The organism is Streptomyces sp. NPDC001889, assembly GCF_053594535.1.
Window position 1 is genome coordinate 101,881 of sequence record NZ_JBSFER010000014.1, and the last position, 16,210, is coordinate 118,090.

The window sequence follows — 16,210 nt, forward strand, 5'->3', positions numbered from 1 at the left end:
TCCGGGGCCCCTCGCCGTCGCGGTGCGGCGTCAGCGCGCCGTCGACTCCCGCCAGCGGTTGGTGATCGGCAGCCGGCGGTCCTTGCCGAAGCCCTTCGCCGAGATCTTCGTGCCCGGCGGGTACTGCCGCCGCTTGTACTCGGCGGTGTCGACCATCCGCAGGGTCCGCGCCACCAGCTCCTCGTCGAACCCGGCGGCCACGATCTCGTCCTTGCCCCGGTCCCGGTCCACATACAGCTCCAGGACGCGGTCCAGGACGTTGTAGTCCGGCAGCGAGTCGGTGTCCATCTGCCCGGGGCGCAGCTCCGCGCTCGGGGGCTTGGTGATGGACGCCTCCGGGATCGGCGGGGTCTGCCCGCGCTCCGCCGCGGCCCGGTTGCGCCACTCGGCCAGCCGGAAGACCGTCGTCTTGTAGACGTCCTTGATGGGGCCGTACGCGCCGACGGAGTCGCCGTAGAGCGTGGAGTACCCCACCGCCAGCTCGGACTTGTTGCCCGGGGCCAGCACGATGTGGCCCTCCTGGTTGGAGACGGCCATCAGCAGGGTGCCGCGCAGCCGGGACTGGAGGTTCTCCTCCGCGAGGCCGGTCAGGCCCAGCGAGCCCATGTACGCGTCGAACATCGGCTCGATCGACACGGTGCGGAAGTTGAGGCCGGTGCGGCGGGCCAGCTCGGCGGCGTCGTCCCGGGAGTGCCCGGACGAGTACTTGGACGGCATGGAGATGCCGTGGACGTTCCGCGCGCCGACCGCGTCGCAGGCGATGGCGGCGACCAGCGCGGAGTCGATCCCGCCGGAGAGGCCGACGAGGACGGAGCGGAAGCCGTTCTTGGCGGCGTACGCGCGCAGGCCGACCACCAGTGCCGAGTAGATCTCCTCGTCGTCGTCGAGGCGCTCGGCGTAGCCGCCGGTCAGCTCCGGCTCGTACGCCGGGAAGGGGTCGGCGGAGATGACGGCGTGCTCGACGCGGAGGCCGTCGTCGACGGTGCCCGAGGGGATCTCGCCGGCGGCCGGCAGCTCCAGGTCGAGGACGACACAGCCCTCCGAGAACTGCGGGGCGCGGGCGATGACCTCGCCCGCCGCGTCGACCACGATCGAGTCGCCGTCGAAGACCAGCTCGTCCTGGCCGCCGATCATCGCCAGATAGGCGGTGGTGCAGCCGGCCTCCTGGGCGCGCTTGGCGACCAGCTCCAGCCGGGTGTCGTCCTTGTCGCGCTCGTAGGGCGAGGCGTTGATGGAGAGCAGCAGGCCGGCGCCGGCGGAGCGGGCGGCGGGGACACGGCCGCCGTCCTGCCAGAGGTCCTCGCAGATGGCGAGGGCCACATCGATGCCGCCGACGCGGATCATGGGGAGGGTGTCGCCGGGGACGAAGTAGCGGAACTCGTCGAAGACGCCGTAGTTGGGGAGGTGGTGCTTGGCGAACCGCAGCGCCACCTCGCCCCGGTGCAGCACGGCGGCGGCGTTGCGCGGGGTGCCGGCGGGCTGCCCGTACCTCGGCTGGGCGCTCTCGGAGCGGTCCAGATACCCGACGAGGACGGGCAGCTCGCCCAGCCCCTCCTCGGCCAGCCGCCGGGCGAGGGCGCGCAGGGCGGCGCGGGAGGCCTCGACGAAGGAGGACCGCAGGGCGAGGTCCTCCACCGGGTAGCCGGTGAGCACCATCTCGGGGAAGGCGACCAGGTGGGCGCCCTGCTCGGCGGAGTGCCGGGTCCAGTGGAGGATTGACTCGGTGTTGCCGGGGAGGTCGCCGACGGTGGAGTCGATCTGATTCAGGGCGAGGCGAAGTTGAGGCACGCCTCCCAGTGTAATCGTCTCTCTGACGCAATGCCCCTCCCCGCCCCCCCGAACCCAGCTCGGGCGCCGGCCCCGAGCCCCCGCTCCTCAATCGCCGGAGGGGCTGAGAGATCCAGCCGGTCCGGCACACCCAGCCCGTCCGGCGTTTGAGGACGGACCCCGGGCCACAGGAGCCCGCGCCGGGCGGACCCCAGGGGCCGCGTCCCCGCGCCGGGCGGACCCGAGGGGCCGGGCCCCCGCATGCTGCGGGCCACGGTCGGGGGCCGGCCCCCGAGCCCCCGCTCCTCAATCGCCGGAGGGGCTGGATTGTGTGCCTCGGCTTTCCGGTGGGGCTGGACAACTCAGCCGGTCCGGCGTTTGAGGACGGACCCCGGGCCACAGGAGCCCGCGCCGGGCGGACCCCAGGGGCCGGGCCTCCCCGCGCCGGGCGGACCCGAGGGGCCGGGCCCCCCCCGCGCCGGGCGGCGGCTGCCCCGGCGGGGGGCTCGGGGATCATGGAGGGATGATCGCCGCACTTCTCGGGGGCGGGGCGCTCGTCTACACCGCCTGGCTCATCGAACCCGCCCTCAACACCGGCCTCCACCCCCTCCACTCCTACGTCAGCGAACTCGCCGCCCAGAACCAGCCCTTCGGCACCCTCTTCCGCACCACCGACCTCCTCGCCGGCCTCCTCGTCCTCGCCGGCGCCCTCTGGGCCCTGCTCCGCACCCCCCGCACGCCCTGGGCCCTGATCGGGTGGGGCGGCGTCGCGCTCTTCGGCGCCGCCACCGCCATCGACTCACGGCTCCCGCTGAGCTGCGCCCCCACCGACGACGCCGCCTGCGCCGCCCGCGAGGCCGCCGGACTCGTCCCCGCGACCCACACCGCCCACGCCGTCAGCTCCTCCGTCGCCATGACCGGCGCGGTCATCGGCATGGCCGCCCTCACCGTCGCCGCCCGCCGCCACGGCTGGTGGCCGCTGCTCGCCCGTACCGGCCCGCTGCTCGTCGCCCTCGAACTCGCCGCCACCGTCTGGACCCTCGCCTCCGTCGCCGCCTTCACCGCCGGCCACGGCACCTGGGGCCTGGGGGCCGGACAGCGGCTCCAGGTGCTCCTCGTGGCAGTCTGGCTGGGACTGCTCGCGCTCTCCCTGGCGCGGGAGCGCACCGACAAGGCGGTCCAGTGATGTTCGTACGGATCGGAGGCGTACCGCACCATGTGGTCGCCGAGGGCAGCGGCCCCGTCTGTGTGCTCTCCGCCGGCCTCGCGCTGAGCTGGTTCGACTGGGACCCCGTCGTCCCCCTGCTCGCCCCGCACCGCACCGTGGTCCGCTTCGACCGCCCCGGGCACGGGCTCAGCGGCCCCGCCCGGGTCCCCCCGTCCGCCGCCGGTGAGGCGCACCGCGTCGCGGCCGTGCTGGACGCCCTCGGCGCGGACGGCCCCGCCACCGTCGTCGGGCACTCCATCGCCGGGTTCCACGCGGAGGCGTTCGCCCGGCTCCACCCCGCCCGTACCGCCGCCGTGGTGCTGGTCGACTCCAGCGTCGAGGAGCACGCCACCACCCCCGCCGCACCCGCCCTGCGCACCGCCCTCACCCGGGCCGCCGGGGGCGCGCTGGGCGCCCTGGGGCTGCCCGCCGCCCTCGGGCCGTCCGCCCGGCGGGCCGTGGTGCGGCTCTCCAGGACCGGCGGCGGCGACCCGGCCCCCGCCGGCCTGGTGCGCCGCTGCTACTCCACCTCACGCGTGCTGCGCGGCGCCCTCCTGGAGAACACCCACTACCGGGCCGTCGCCGCCGAACTCCTCGCCCTGCGCGCGCGCCGCCCCCTGCCGCCCGCCGCGCCGGTCACCGTCCTCGCGGGGACGGACGGCGGCCGGCGCTGGACCGCCCGCCAGCGCGGACTGGCCCTGGAGCTGGGCGCCCGCTTCCGCGAGATCACCCCCGCCGGGCATCTGCTGATGCTGGACCGCCCGGACGCGGTCGCCCGCGCGATCCTCGGCGACCGGGGATGACCGCCGCGCCCCCGGGGAGGCTCACCCCCTGGCGTAGACCCGCTCCACCCACCCCGCGAGCTGCTCGTCCGACAGATGCCCCGCCAGATCCGCCTCGCTGATCATCCCGACCAGCCGCTTGTCCTCGATCACCGGCAGCCGCCGGATCTGGTGCCCCTCCATCTCCCGGAGCACCTCCTCCACCCCCGAGCCCGAGTCGACCCAGCGCGGGGTGCCCCGCGCCATCTCCCCGGCGGTCACCTTCGCGGGGTCGTGGCCCATGGCCACGCACCCGACGACGATGTCCCGGTCGGTGAGGATGCCGCAGAGCCGCTCATCGGCGTCGGCGATGGGCAGCGCGCCCACGTTCAGCTCGCGCATCAGCTGCGCGGCCCGGTCGAGCGTCTCGTGCGCGGGAATCCACTGGGCCCCGGGGTGCATGATGTCCTTGGCGGTGGTCATGGTGTACGCGCCTCCTCACGGGCGGTCTGTGTACAGGCCAGACCATCGTCCGCGGGGCCATTCGGAGTACGCGACCGGTGTAGGCCAAACGGGTGATGGGGGAGAGGGAGCGCGATGGCGGAGCTGACCCTGCGGATCACGGCGCGCGAGCTGCCCGGCGCCGACTGCGGCGGGTACCGGCACGTCCACCTCGGCACCCAGCGCGGGCGCGAGCCCGACCAGCTGGTGCGCGCGGACGCCGCCGAGGCGGTCTTCGAGATCCCGGTCGAGACCGTCACCGCCGCCGACGGCACGCCCGACTTCCGGGGCCCGTACGCGCAGGGCCGGCGCGGCGCCCGGTTCGTCTATCTCACCTGGGGCGAACTGCCGCCGGGCGGGGAGTTCACCATGTTCCGGCGCGCGAAGCTCTTCCTGGCGGATCTGCCCCCCGGGGCGGCGGACGGGGGCACGGCCGAGACGGTGCTCGGCCTCACCGACGACCAGGGCCTGCCCCGGTGCGCCGGCCTCCGCCCACCCCTGGTCACCTGGTCACCTGGTCCCTGACCGCCCCCTGACGGCCTCCGGCACGGCCCCGCCCCCTGACGCCTCCGGCACGGCCCCCGGCTCCTGACGGCCTCCGGCACGGGCCCGGCCCCGGCGGACGAACCGCCGGGGCCGGGACACGGGTCGGTCCGCCACGCGTGGTCAGGTACGGACCTGGGCGCCGCGCTCCCGCAGCAGATCCACCATCAGCTCGACCTCCGAGCGCTGGGCGTCCACCATCCCCTGCGCGAGCGTCCTCTCCGCTCCCACGGCGCAGAGCCGTACACAGCCCTCGGCCATGTCGACCCCGCCGTTGTGGTGGACGATCATCAGCTGGAGATACTCGATCTCCGCCTTCTTCCCGCTGAGCTTCCCCAGCCGGGCGAGCTGCTCATCGGTCGCCATCCCGGGCATCAGCGACCCCTCCTCGGCCTTCGCCATGGAGTGACCGCCGTGCCCGCCCTCCCCGTCCGCCATCCACGCCATCGGCTCGGCGTCCGGGGCGACCTTCGGCAGACCCCACAGATCCAGCCAGCCCAGCATCATGCCGCGCTGGTTGGCCTGGGTGTTGGCGATGTCGTACGCGAGACGGCGCACGTCCTCGTCGTCCGTGCGGTCCCGGACGATGAACGACATCTCCACCGCCTGCTGGTGGTGGATGGACATGTCCCGCGCGAACCCGGCGTCCGCCGAGCCCGACACCGGGGTGGCGGGCCCGGAGCGCTCGCCGTCACCGGCGGAGGCGACCGTCGCGGCGCCCGCGAAGAGCAGGGCGAGCACCACCGCCGCGATCGCGGCCCCGTGCGTACGCGTCATCCCCCTCACTTGCCGCTGACCCCGTTGGTGCAGGCCGCGCCCAGCTCAGGGGTCTGCGGGCCCTGGATGTACTTGCCGAAGAACTGCGTCACGCGCTTGTCGTCGGCGCTGTCCACGCTCACCTGCTTGCCCCACGCGGTCAGCATGATCGGGTCGGCCTGGTCCCTGACCGGGCTGATCATCGTGTACGAGGTCTTCTTGACCTTGTCCTCCAGCTTCTTCACCTCGGCCCGGGGCGCCTTGTCGTTGTAGGAGACCCACACCGCGCCGTGCTCCAGCGAGTGCACCGCGTTCTCGTTGGGGATCGGCTCCTTGTAGACATTGCGGTCGCAGTTCATCCACGCCTGGTGGTGGTCCCCGCCGACCGGCGGCTTCTGCGGATAGCTGACGGTCTTGTCCACATGGTTGCGGCCCAGCTTCTTGGCGTCCCAGGACTTCTCCTGCGCGATGGGCTCCTTGGCCATCGCGACTTCCTGCTCCTTCTCCTCGGACTCCTTGTTGAGGACATAGACGCCGAAGCCGACGAGACCGGCCACGACCACACCGCTGAGGGCGATCGTGATGATGCGGCTGCGCCGCTCGCGGGACTGCTCCGCGCGGCGCATGGCCTCTATGCGGGCGCGGCGGTCGTCGCTGTTCTTACGGGAAGCCATGGTGTCGTCCTTCACGGGAGAGATGATCAAGGGGGGTACGCGGGCGAATGCGGAAGCGGGGGTGTCTAGGTCCGCAGCACCTGAAGGACGTACAGGTCAGGAGCGCGCGGCTGGGCCATGGCGAGCGCCGTCGGCCCCCGGCGGTCGAGCTGCCCGAGGCGCGGGAGCGGCTCCCGGGCGGCCGGCGGGGCGTCCGGCGGCGGCGCGGTCAGCACCGCGGGTCCCGCCACCGGCAGCAGCCCGCAGGCACCCCGGTCGTACGGGCACGAGAAGGCGGGCACCTGCTCGGCCGAGAGGGCGAGCGTGACCGTGGTGGAGTGGTGCTCGGCGGCCGGGCCCAGGCAGATGAAGAGCGCGCCGAGGAACGTCGCCACGGCGCTCAGCAGCGCCGTGGGACGCCTGGTGCGGGCTATCGGCCCGAGCGGCGAACCCCCCATGCTCGCAGATCGTAGCGAGCACGGGCGCCGCGCACCTCATACGGGGCGGGGATACGGCCACCCCGCGACCGGTGCGGGCCCGGTGCGGGACCGGTCCGGGACCTCCGGGCTCGTTTCCCCGGGACCGCTGACCCACAATGGGGCTCGGCCCGGGGTTCGCAATGTGCCGGAAACCCATGGATGGGATGCTCGGGGGAGCAGGCGGCTTGACCAGCAAGGATTGGGTGGAAATGGATAAGCAGCAGGAATTCGTGCTCCGCACGCTCGAAGAGCGTGACATCCGGTTCGTGCGCCTGTGGTTCACCGATGTGCTCGGCTTCCTGAAGTCGGTCGCGGTGGCCCCCGCCGAGCTGGAGCAGGCCTTCGACGAGGGCATCGGCTTCGACGGCTCGGCGATCGAGGGCTTCGCCCGGGTCTATGAGTCCGACATGATCGCCAAGCCGGACCCGGCCACCTTCCAGATCCTCCCCTGGCGCGCGGAGGCCCCCGGCACCGCCCGGATGTTCTGCGACATCCTGATGCCCGACGGCTCGCCGTCCTTCGCCGATCCGCGCTATGTCCTCAAGCGCATCCTGGCGCGGACCTCCGATCTGGGCTTCACCTTCTACACCCACCCCGAGATCGAGTTCTTCCTGCTCAAGGACAAGCCGCTGGACGGCAGCCGCCCGTCGCCCGCGGACAACTCCGGCTACTTCGACCACACCCCGCAGAACGTCGGCATGGACTTCCGCCGCCAGGCGATCACCATGCTGGAGTCGATGGGCATCTCGGTGGAGTTCAGCCACCACGAGGGCGCCCCCGGCCAGCAGGAGATCGATCTGCGGTACGCGGACGCGCTCTCCACCGCCGACAACATCATGACCTTCCGGCTGGTGATGAAGCAGGTGGCGCTGGAGCAGGGTGTCCAGGCGACCTTCATGCCGAAGCCGTTCAGCGAGTACCCCGGCTCGGGGATGCACACCCACCTCTCCCTCTTCGAGGGCGACCGCAACGCCTTCTACGAGTCCGGCGCCGAGTACCAGCTCTCCAAGGTCGGCCGCTCCTTCATCGCCGGTCTGCTCCGGCACGCGGCGGAGATCTCCGCCGTCACCAACCAGTGGGTCAACTCCTACAAGCGCATCTGGGGCGGCTCGGCCCGCAGCGCGGGCGCCGGCGGCGAGGCACCCTCGTACATCTGCTGGGGCCACAACAACCGCTCCGCGCTGATCCGCGTCCCCATGTACAAGCCCGGCAAGACGGGCTCCTCCCGGGTCGAGGTCCGCTCCATCGACTCCGGCGCCAACCCCTATCTGACCTACGCGGTCCTGCTGGCGGCGGGCCTCAAGGGCATCGAGGAGGGGTACGAGCTGCCGCCGGGCGCCGACGACGACGTCTGGGCGCTGTCGGACGCCGAGCGCCGCGCGATGGGCATCGAGCCGCTGCCGCAGAACCTGGGCGAGGCGATCGCCCTGATGGAGCGGAGCGAGCTGGTGGCCGAGACGCTGGGGGAGCATGTCTTCGACTTCTTCCTCCGCAACAAGAAGCAGGAGTGGGAGGAGTACCGCTCCGAGGTCACCGCCTTCGAGCTGCGGAAGAACCTGCCGGTGCTGTAGTCCCGCGCCGCAGCCATGCGGCCGTCCCCCGCAGGCGGCCGTCCCCCGCAGGTGGCCCCCGGCGGTGGCCGGAGCGGTCCGGCCGCCGGCGGGGGCCTCTCGTCCAAGGCTCCCCAACTCCCCTTTCCCAGCAGGGGATACGCCGAAAAGGGCGGTCTGTCTGTGATCGCGTCCGGCATCTACAGTGATGTGGAAGTTCCGATGCTGAAGCCTTCGACGATCTTCAGGGAGTCCTCATGCCCGGTGCCACCCGCGCCCACGACCCCGCCGACCCGCTGCGCGACATCGACACATCGAAGCCGCACACGGCCCGGATCTACGATGTCTTTCTCGGCGGGAGCGCCAGTTTCCCGGTCGACCGCGAGGCCGCCAAGGCGGCGCTCGCCCACAATCCCCGCGGGTACCTCGACATCCGCCACAACCGCGACTTCTTACGGCGGGCGGTGACCCACCTGGTCACCGAGGCCGGCATACGCCAGTTCCTCGACATAGGCACCGGCCTGCCCACGCAGGACAATGTCCACCAGATCGCCCAGCGCCTGGCCCCCGAGTCCCGGGTCGTCTACACCGACCACGACCCCGTCGTCCTCGCCCAGGCCCGCGCCCTGCTCGCCTCCGGGCCCCAGGGCCGCACCGACTACCTCCATGTCGATCTGCACGAGCCCGCCGACATCCTGAGCGGCGCGGCGCGGACCCTGGACTTCGACCGGCCGGTCGCCCTGGTCCTCGCCGCGATTCTGCACTTCGTCGAGGACGAGCCGGCCCACCGGGCCGCCAAGAACCTCCTCGACGCCCTGCCGTCCGGCAGCGCGCTGATCTTCAGCCACCTCAGTGACGACTTCAACCCCGAGTCCGCCCGCGCGGTCGCCGCGTCCTACAAGGGGCGCGGGGTCGACTTCGTCCTGCGCAGCCGGGAGCGGGTCGCCGAGTTCGCCACCCGTAACGGACTGGAGATCGTCGAGCCCGGAGTCGTCCAGACCTACCGCTGGCGCCCGGACCACGCGCCGGACGCGGTCCGGCTCACCGCCGAGCCCGCCGGAGCGGGGGACGGGGCCGAGGAGCTGGACGAGCTGGACCGCACCAAGTACCTGGACATCCACGATGTGACCGAGACCGACATCAACATCTGCGGGATGGTCGCCGTCAAGCCCTGACCCCGCCTGTCCCTCCCTCCCGGCGGAACCGGCCGGTCCGGGGCGTCCGGGGCGTCCGGGGCGTCCGGGGAGCCGCGCGAGGTGGCCGCGGCTCCCCGGGATGCGGAGTCCGGGGTGTGCGGTGACCCTGGAGACGTGGGGGAAACGCGGTGAAAGGGATGACCCATGTCCGTGATGGACAAGCTCAAGCAGATGCTCAAGGGCCACGAGTCCCAGGTCGACAAGGGGGTCGACAAGGCGGGAGACGCCGTCGACTCCAAGACCCAGGGCAAGTACAGCCGCCAGGTCGACACCGGTCAGGACAAGCTGAAGGACCAGTACGGCACGGGCCGCAAGGACCAGCCGCCACAGGTCTGACCCGGCCGGTACGGCCCCGGCGACAGCGACAGCGACAGCGGCGGCGCCCGCCCGCGCGGCCCGGACAGCGGCTGCCCGGCCCGGATCACCGGCGAGAGCCGGGAGCGGTGACCGGAGGGCGACCGGTGAGCGACAGGAGGTGCCGGCGGGCGGTGACCCGCCGGCACCTCCTCCGCGCCGGCACCTCCTCCGCGCCGGCGCTCCTTCGCCTCCGCGCCCCTCCGCGTCAGCGCGCGGCCACTACGGCCGGGTGAACCGCCAGCGGGTCTGGGCATAGGGCGCCTTGGCGAATCCGAAGGCCGTGCGCGGCTCCACCCGGAACACCAGGGCCCGGCCGCCGTCGCCCACGAAGGCGCCGTCCCGGACCTCGAAGGTCCACTCCTCGCCGTACTTCCCGAGGAACGCGGCGGCCACCTCCCGCAGCCGGGCCTCGTCCGTCAGCGCGACCGCCTCCCCCTCCACCACCAGGTCGAATCCCTCCCTCAGGGTGTCGGTGCCGGTGGTGAGCACCACCTCCCGGTTCTCCCGGAGGTTCAGCGCCTTGCGCTCGTCGGGCCCGGTGCAGAAGTGCAGCGCTCCGTCCAGCCAGACGGCGATCAGCGGGGTGACATGCGGGCGGCCGTCCGGGCGTACCGTCGACAGCCAGAAGACCTCCGCCGCCGTCAGCCGCCCGACCGCGCCGGACCACCCCTCGGCCGCCGCCCCCTCCTCGCTGTAGCGGGCGTCCAGTTGGGTGCGCGGGACTGTCTCCGTCATGGTCGTGACCTCTCCTCGAAAGCGCGGTGCCGGCGTCGTGCCGCCGTGGTGCCGACCGCCGGAGCGGCCGGTACTCATCGCTCCAGGGATGATCATTTCGTTCGGCGGGGCCGCCCTGCGGCTAGTCTCGGTCCCACGGGCCTTGATCGCAGGACGGGGCGCGGTGCGCGAGACACGGGACGGGTGATGCGGCACCCCTCCCAGAACGAGGAGACGGCGACCATGACGGCGGCACCCGGGCGCAGGAGCAGTACCTTCACACGGCTGCTGCGGCACGGCTTCACCGACCCCGGTGTCGCCGAGCGGCTGCTCGACCTCCCCGACATGGCGGCCGTCCACGACGACGCCGTACTGCTGGAGGCGCTCGGCGCGGTCGCCGATCCCGATCTCGCGCTGCGCAGCCTGGTCCGCCTGGTCGACGCGGAGCGGGAGGCCGACCGCCGCGTACTCCTCGACACCCTCGTCACCGCGAAACCCCTGCGCGACCGGCTCCTCGGCGTCCTCGGCGCTTCCGAGGCCCTCGGCGACCACCTCGCCCGCCACCCCGGCGACTGGCAGGCCCTCACCACCTGGGAGTCGGTCGATCTGCACCCCGGCGTCGCCGAGTTCGAGCAGGGCCTCGCCGGTGCCGACGACCCCGTGTCGCTGCGGATCGCCTACCGGCGCTGTCTGCTCGCCATCGCCGCGCGCGACGTCTGCGGCACCACCGATGTCGCCGAGGCCGCCGCCGAACTGGCCGACCTCGCCACCGCCACCCTGCGCGCCGCCCTGGCCATCGCCCGCGCCGCCGCGCCCGAGGACGCCGCGCTCTGCCGGCTCGCCGTGATCGCGCTCGGCAAGTGCGGCGGCCATGAACTCAACTACGTCTCCGACGTCGATGTCGTCTTCGTCGCCGAACCGGCGGGCGGCGCCGAGGAGAACCCCGCGATCCAGGCCGCGACCCGGCTCGCCTCCCATCTGATGCGGATCTGCTCCGAGACCACCGTCGAGGGCACCATCTGGCCGGTGGACGCCAATCTGCGCCCCGAGGGGCGCAACGGCCCCCTGGTGCGCACCCTCTCCAGCCATCTCGCCTACTACCAGCGGTGGGCCAAGACCTGGGAGTTCCAGGCCCTTCTCAAGGCCCGGCCCGTCGCGGGGGACCCCGCACTCGGCGACGCGTACATCGACGCCGTCTCCCCGCTCGTCTGGCAGGCCGCCGAGCGGGAGAACTTCGTCCCCGACGTCCAGAAGATGCGCCGCCGGGTCATCGACAACATCCCCGCCGCCGAGGTGGAACGGGAGCTGAAGCTCGGACCCGGCGGGCTGCGGGACGTGGAATTCGCCGTCCAGCTCCTCCAGTTGGTGCACGGGCGCAGCGACACCACCCTGCGCAGCGGCTCCACCCTGAAGGCCCTCCAGGCGCTGGCCGCCGGCGGCTATGTGGGCCGCGCGGACGCCGGACAGCTCGACGAGGCGTACCGCTTCCTCCGCTCCATGGAGCACCGCATCCAGCTCTACCGGCTGCGCCGCACCCACCTCGTCCCGGAGGAACCGGCCGATCTGCGCCGGCTCGGGCGCTCCCTCGGCATGCGGATGGACCCCGTCTTCGAGCTGAACCGCGAGTGGCGCCGGCACGCCTCCGTCGTGCGCCGGCTGCACGAGAAGCTCTTCTACCGGCCGCTCCTCGACGCCGTCGCCCAGCTCGCGCCCGGCGAGGCCCGGCTGAGCACCAAGGCCGCCGGGCAGCGACTGGAGGCCCTCGGCTACGCCGACCCGGCCGCCGCCCTGCGCCATCTGGAGGCGCTCGCCTCCGGCGTCACCCGCAAGTCCGCCATCCAGCGGACGCTGCTGCCGGTGCTGCTCGGCTGGTTCGCCGACTCCGCCGACCCGGACGCCGGGCTCCTCGGGTTCCGCAAGGTCTCCGACGCGCTCGGCAAGACGCCCTGGTATCTGCGGCTGCTCCGCGACGAGGGCGCGGCGGCGGAGAATCTCGCGCGGGTGCTCTCCGCCGGACGGTTCGCCCCCGACCTCCTGCTGCGCGCCCCCGAGGCGGTCGCCATCCTGGGCGACCCCGGCGGGCTGAAGCCGCGCGGCCGGGAGCACCTGGAACCGGAGATCCTCGCGGCCGTCGGCCGGGCGCAGACCGCCGAGGCCGGGGTCGCGGTGGCGCGCGGGGTGCGGCGGCGGGAGCTGTTCCGGACCGCGGCCGCCGACCTCATCGGCTCGTACGGCACCGAGGAGAACCCGGCGCAGACGGACACGGGCGCCCTGGTCGACCAGGTCGGCAACGCCGTCACCGACCTCAACGCGGCGACACTCGCCGGCGCGCTGCGGGCGGCGGTGGGGGAGCAGTGGGGCGACCGGCTGCCGACCCGGTTCGCCGTCATCGGGATGGGCCGCTTCGGCGGCCACGAGCTGGGGTACGGCTCCGACGCGGATGTCCTCTTCGTCCACGAGCCGCGCGAGGGCGACGACGAACAGGAGGCGCGGAACGCCGCGAACGCGGTGGTCACCCAGATGCGGCGGCTCCTCCAGCTCCCCGCCGCCGACCCGCCGCTGCTGATCGACGCCGACCTCCGCCCGGAGGGCAAGAGCGGCCCGCTGGTCCGCACCCTCGCGTCGTACGAGGCCTACTACCGGCGCTGGTCCCTCGGATGGGAGGCGCAGGCGCTGCTGCGCGCCGAGCCGATGGCGGGGGACCGGGAGCTGGGTGCCCGCTTCATCGAGCTGATCGACCCGCTGCGCTATCCCCTGGAGGGGCTCGGGGAGGACGCGGTACGGGAGATCCGCAGGCTGAAGGCCCGGATGGAGTCCGAACGGATGCCGCGCGGCGCCGACCCCACCCTGCACACCAAGCTCGGCCGGGGCGGGCTCAGCGATGTGGAGTGGACGGTCCAGCTCATCCAGATGCGCCACGCCTGGGCCGAACCGGGCCTGCGCACCACCCGCACCCGCCGCGCCCTGGCGGCGGCGCACGCCGCGCGGCTGATCTCCACGGAGGACGCGCAGATTCTGGACGAGGCGTGGGTGCTGGCTTCGCGGGTGCGGAACGGGGTGATGCTGGTGCGGGGCAGGGCGGGGGACACGTTTCCGTCGGACGGGAGGGAGTTGGCGGCGGTGGGGAGGTATCTGGGGTACGAGCCCGGGCATGTGGGGGACATGCTGGACGACTACCGCCGCACCACGCGCCGCGCCCGCGCGGTGATGGAGAGTCTCTTCTACGACGCCTGACCCCGGGACCCCGCTCCACGGGACCGGGCAGCCCGGACCGGTCCCGCGTCCGGGGACGGCCCTGTGCGACAGGAGACCCGCACGGTGCGGGTCCGGGGCGGGGGCCGGCCCCCGAGCCCCCGCTCCTCAATCGCCGGAGGGGCTGGATGGCGCGCCTCGGCTCGGCGGCGGGTCACGGGAGCAGCAGCTCCCGGAAACCCCGGACACAGGCACCGAGCGCCAGCTCGAACGCGGCCTCCGCCCGCCCCTCCGGCTCCGCCTCCAGCGCCCGCACCAACCCCGGCACCCTCCCCCCCTCCTCTCCCAACTCCCACATCCCCTCCGGCCCCGCCCCCTCCAGCGCCGCCCCCAGCACCACGTTCTCCAGCGCCACAATCACCCGCATCACCTCTCCCACCCGAAACCCCGCCCCCAGCAGCACCCCCACCACCGCCTCGTACTGCGCCAGCACCCTCGGCGCCCGCACCGGGGACGCCAGCAGCAGCGGGATCACCCTCGGGTGCGCCGCGAAGGCCGCGCGGTAGGAGCGGGCCCAGGCCGGCAGGGCCTCGTCCCAGGGGAGCGTCCCGAGCATCGACGCGTCGATCGCCTCGCACACCCGCTCCCGCAGCAGCTCGACGATCCCCTCCCGCCCGTCCACATGGTGGTAGATCGACCCCGTCCGCACCCCCAGCCGCCGCGCGATCTCCGGCACGCTGAACCCGCCCGTCCCGTCCACCTGCCGCAGCGCCTCCGTGGTGATCCGCTGCCGGTCGATCAGTGGTGTGCGCGGCCGTCCCATGGTGTTTCTCTCCCCGCCGACTCTTCCCCGCTGCGTCCCCCGGAGGTTACATTGCCAAAACCGAAACCCTTTAGGTTTATGGAGTGAACCGTGCCCACAGCCGACCTCGTCCTGACCGGCGCCAGGGTCCGCACCCTGGACCCCGGCCGCCCGTACGCCTCCGCCGTCGCCGTCAAGGACGGGCTGATCGCCGCCGTCGGCGACGAGCGCGATGTACGGGAGTGGCGCGGCCCCGGCACCGAGACCGCCGACCTCGCCGGCGCCCATCTCACCCCCGGCTGGACCGATGCCCACAGCCACCCCGTCTGGGGCCTGGAGCTGGCCACCGGCACCGATCTCTCCGCCGTCACCACCCTGGCGGAGCTGAACGCCGCGCTCCGTGCCGCCCCCCGTGCCGACGGCTGGATTCTCGGCCACGGCCTCGACCACAACGCCTTCGAGGGCCGCCCCCTCCACCACTCCCTCATCGCCGGCGCCGTCGACGGCGCCCCCGCCCACCTCCGCCTGTACGACGGCCACTCCGCCCTCGTCAGCGAACGGGCCCTGACCCTCGCCGGCATCGAAGGACCGCGCGCCTTCGACCAGCGGGCCAGCGTCGTCTGCGACAGCGACGGCCGCCCCACCGGGCACCTCGTCGAGTCCGCCGCCATGGACCTGGTCGCGCCCCTGCTCCCCGGCACCCCCGAGGCCGAGCGCGGCGACCGCCTCATCGAACTCCTCACCGCCATGGCCGCCACCGGACTCACCTCCGCCCATGTGATGGACCTCGACGGCGACACCCTCCGGCTGCTCACCTCCGTGGAGGAGAAGCGCGAACTCCCGCTGCGCCTGCGCCTCGCCCCCTGGTGCATGCCCGGCGCCGGCCCCGCCGAACTGGGCGGACTCGTCGCGCTCCAGCGCGAGCGGGGCCGCACCTGGCGGGTCGGCGGGGTGAAGTTCTTCATGGACGGCACCGTGGAGGGCGGCACGGCCTGGCTGGAGCACGCCGACTGCCACGGCGAGGGCACGGACGCCTTCTGGCCCGACCCCGCCGCGTACAGCACGGCGGTACGGGTCCTGCACCGCGCCGGGGTCGCGACGGCGACCCACGCGATCGGCGACGCTGCGGTACGCCATGTGCTGGACACCGTGGAATCCCTCGGCCCCACCGGGCCGCGCCACCGGATCGAGCACATCGAGACCGTCCCGGACGGGCAGCTCGGCCGGTTCGCCCGGCTCGGGGTGAGCGCCTCGATGCAGCCCCCGCACGCCGCGTACACCCGGACCGACCACACCGACGAGTGGTCGAAGCGGCTCGGCGCCGAACGGGCCTCCCACGCCTGGCGTCTGCGCGACCTCCGCGACGCGGGCGCGGTCCTGGCGCTCGGCTCCGACTGGCCCATCGCGCACTTCGACGCCCGCCAGATCCTGGCCACCGCCCGCACCCCCCGGGGCGCCGCCGCCGGCCCCGGCCTCACCGGCCAGGAGGCCCTGGAGGGCCTCACCACCCACGCCGCCGTCGCGGCGGGCGAACAGCACATCGCGGGCCGGATCACCCCCGGCCACCGCGCCGACCTCACCGCCCTCGCCATCGACCCCGTGGCGGCGGACGCCGACGAACTCGGCGACGCGCCGGTGGTGCTGACGGTGACCGCGGGGAGGGTCGTGCACCGGGCCTGAGCAGCGTGATCACGTGATGGTCCCTTCCTCGCCCGGTCGCCCTGGCGCAGAA

At 73.5% G+C, this 16,210-nt stretch carries 15 protein-coding genes; 8 read left to right on the top strand and 7 right to left on the bottom strand.

Annotation, left to right across the window (positions count from 1 at the left end; all coding sequences use genetic code 11):
* Positions 1–30: 30 nt before the first annotated feature.
* The gene (locus tag ACWCRA_RS17830) at positions 31–1,788 is read right to left on the bottom strand and encodes an NAD+ synthase (RefSeq protein ID WP_351544197.1); all 1,758 of its coding nucleotides are present in this window, start codon (positions 1,786–1,788) and stop codon (positions 31–33) included.
* A 502-nt stretch (positions 1,789–2,290) separates the two neighbouring features.
* On the opposite strand from ACWCRA_RS17830, the gene ACWCRA_RS17835 reads away from it, so the two are divergent.
* The gene (locus ACWCRA_RS17835; RefSeq protein ID WP_351544194.1) at positions 2,291–2,953 is read left to right on the top strand and encodes a DUF998 domain-containing protein; all 663 of its coding nucleotides are present in this window, start codon (positions 2,291–2,293) and stop codon (positions 2,951–2,953) included.
* Positions 2,953–3,777, top strand: coding sequence for an alpha/beta fold hydrolase (locus tag ACWCRA_RS17840; RefSeq protein WP_451068018.1), 825 nt, complete (start codon positions 2,953–2,955; stop codon positions 3,775–3,777). Before ACWCRA_RS17835 ends, ACWCRA_RS17840 begins: the two co-directional genes overlap by 1 nt.
* Positions 3,778–3,798: 21 nt before the next feature.
* Here ACWCRA_RS17840 and ACWCRA_RS17845 read toward each other — a convergent pair whose 3' ends face one another.
* Positions 3,799–4,218 carry a CBS domain-containing protein gene (locus ACWCRA_RS17845; protein WP_351544188.1) on the bottom strand — a complete coding sequence of 140 codons (420 nt, stop codon included), beginning with the start codon at positions 4,216–4,218 and terminating at the stop codon, positions 3,799–3,801.
* A gap of 114 nt (positions 4,219–4,332) precedes the next feature.
* Between ACWCRA_RS17845 and ACWCRA_RS17850 the strand changes: the two genes are divergently transcribed.
* Positions 4,333–4,761, top strand: coding sequence for a DUF5990 family protein (locus ACWCRA_RS17850; RefSeq protein ID WP_451068019.1), 429 nt, complete (start codon positions 4,333–4,335; stop codon positions 4,759–4,761).
* Between the two features lie 141 nt (positions 4,762–4,902).
* Here the strand turns inward: ACWCRA_RS17850 and ACWCRA_RS17855 are convergent, their stop codons facing one another.
* From ACWCRA_RS17855 to ACWCRA_RS17865, 3 genes are all read right to left on the bottom strand, one after another.
* Entirely contained in the window at positions 4,903–5,556 is a 654-nt protein-coding gene (locus ACWCRA_RS17855; protein WP_351544182.1) for a DUF305 domain-containing protein, read from the bottom strand.
* Between the two features lie 5 nt (positions 5,557–5,561).
* Positions 5,562–6,209 (bottom strand): DUF3105 domain-containing protein, encoded by a 648-nt coding sequence (locus tag ACWCRA_RS17860; protein WP_351544180.1) that lies wholly within the window; start codon positions 6,207–6,209, stop codon positions 5,562–5,564.
* A gap of 65 nt (positions 6,210–6,274) precedes the next feature.
* A complete protein-coding gene (locus tag ACWCRA_RS17865; protein ID WP_351544177.1) occupies positions 6,275–6,646 on the bottom strand; it encodes a hypothetical protein in 372 nt (123 codons plus the stop codon).
* A 230-nt stretch (positions 6,647–6,876) separates the two neighbouring features.
* Here ACWCRA_RS17865 and ACWCRA_RS17870 point away from each other — a divergent pair, with 230 nt between their 5' ends.
* The 3 genes from ACWCRA_RS17870 (at position 6,877) to ACWCRA_RS17880 (ending at position 9,749) form a co-directional block, all read left to right on the top strand.
* Positions 6,877–8,238, top strand: coding sequence for a glutamine synthetase family protein (locus ACWCRA_RS17870; protein ID WP_351544174.1), 1,362 nt, complete (start codon positions 6,877–6,879; stop codon positions 8,236–8,238).
* 236 nt (positions 8,239–8,474) lie between these two features.
* A complete protein-coding gene (locus ACWCRA_RS17875; protein WP_351544171.1) occupies positions 8,475–9,392 on the top strand; it encodes an SAM-dependent methyltransferase in 918 nt (305 codons plus the stop codon).
* A gap of 165 nt (positions 9,393–9,557) precedes the next feature.
* Positions 9,558–9,749, top strand: coding sequence for an antitoxin (locus tag ACWCRA_RS17880; RefSeq protein ID WP_351544168.1), 192 nt, complete (start codon positions 9,558–9,560; stop codon positions 9,747–9,749).
* Between the two features lie 240 nt (positions 9,750–9,989).
* On the opposite strand, the gene ACWCRA_RS17885 is transcribed toward ACWCRA_RS17880, so the two are convergent.
* Complete coding sequence (locus tag ACWCRA_RS17885; RefSeq protein WP_451068020.1) at positions 9,990–10,505, bottom strand: pyridoxamine 5'-phosphate oxidase family protein; 516 nt, start codon at positions 10,503–10,505, stop codon at positions 9,990–9,992.
* Between the two features lie 222 nt (positions 10,506–10,727).
* Here ACWCRA_RS17885 and ACWCRA_RS17890 point away from each other — a divergent pair, with 222 nt between their 5' ends.
* On the top strand, positions 10,728–13,718 hold the full coding sequence (locus ACWCRA_RS17890; RefSeq protein WP_451068021.1) for a bifunctional [glutamine synthetase] adenylyltransferase/[glutamine synthetase]-adenylyl-L-tyrosine phosphorylase: 2,991 nt from the start codon (positions 10,728–10,730) through the stop codon (positions 13,716–13,718).
* Positions 13,719–13,890: 172 nt separating this feature from the next.
* On the opposite strand, the gene ACWCRA_RS17895 is transcribed toward ACWCRA_RS17890, so the two are convergent.
* The gene (locus ACWCRA_RS17895; protein ID WP_451068022.1) at positions 13,891–14,499 is read right to left on the bottom strand and encodes a TetR/AcrR family transcriptional regulator; all 609 of its coding nucleotides are present in this window, start codon (positions 14,497–14,499) and stop codon (positions 13,891–13,893) included.
* Positions 14,500–14,589: 90 nt separating this feature from the next.
* Between ACWCRA_RS17895 and ACWCRA_RS17900 the strand changes: the two genes are divergently transcribed.
* Positions 14,590–16,158, top strand: a complete 1,569-nt coding sequence (locus ACWCRA_RS17900) for an amidohydrolase (protein ID WP_451068023.1) — start codon at positions 14,590–14,592, stop codon at positions 16,156–16,158.
* Positions 16,159–16,210: the final 52 nt, after the last annotated feature.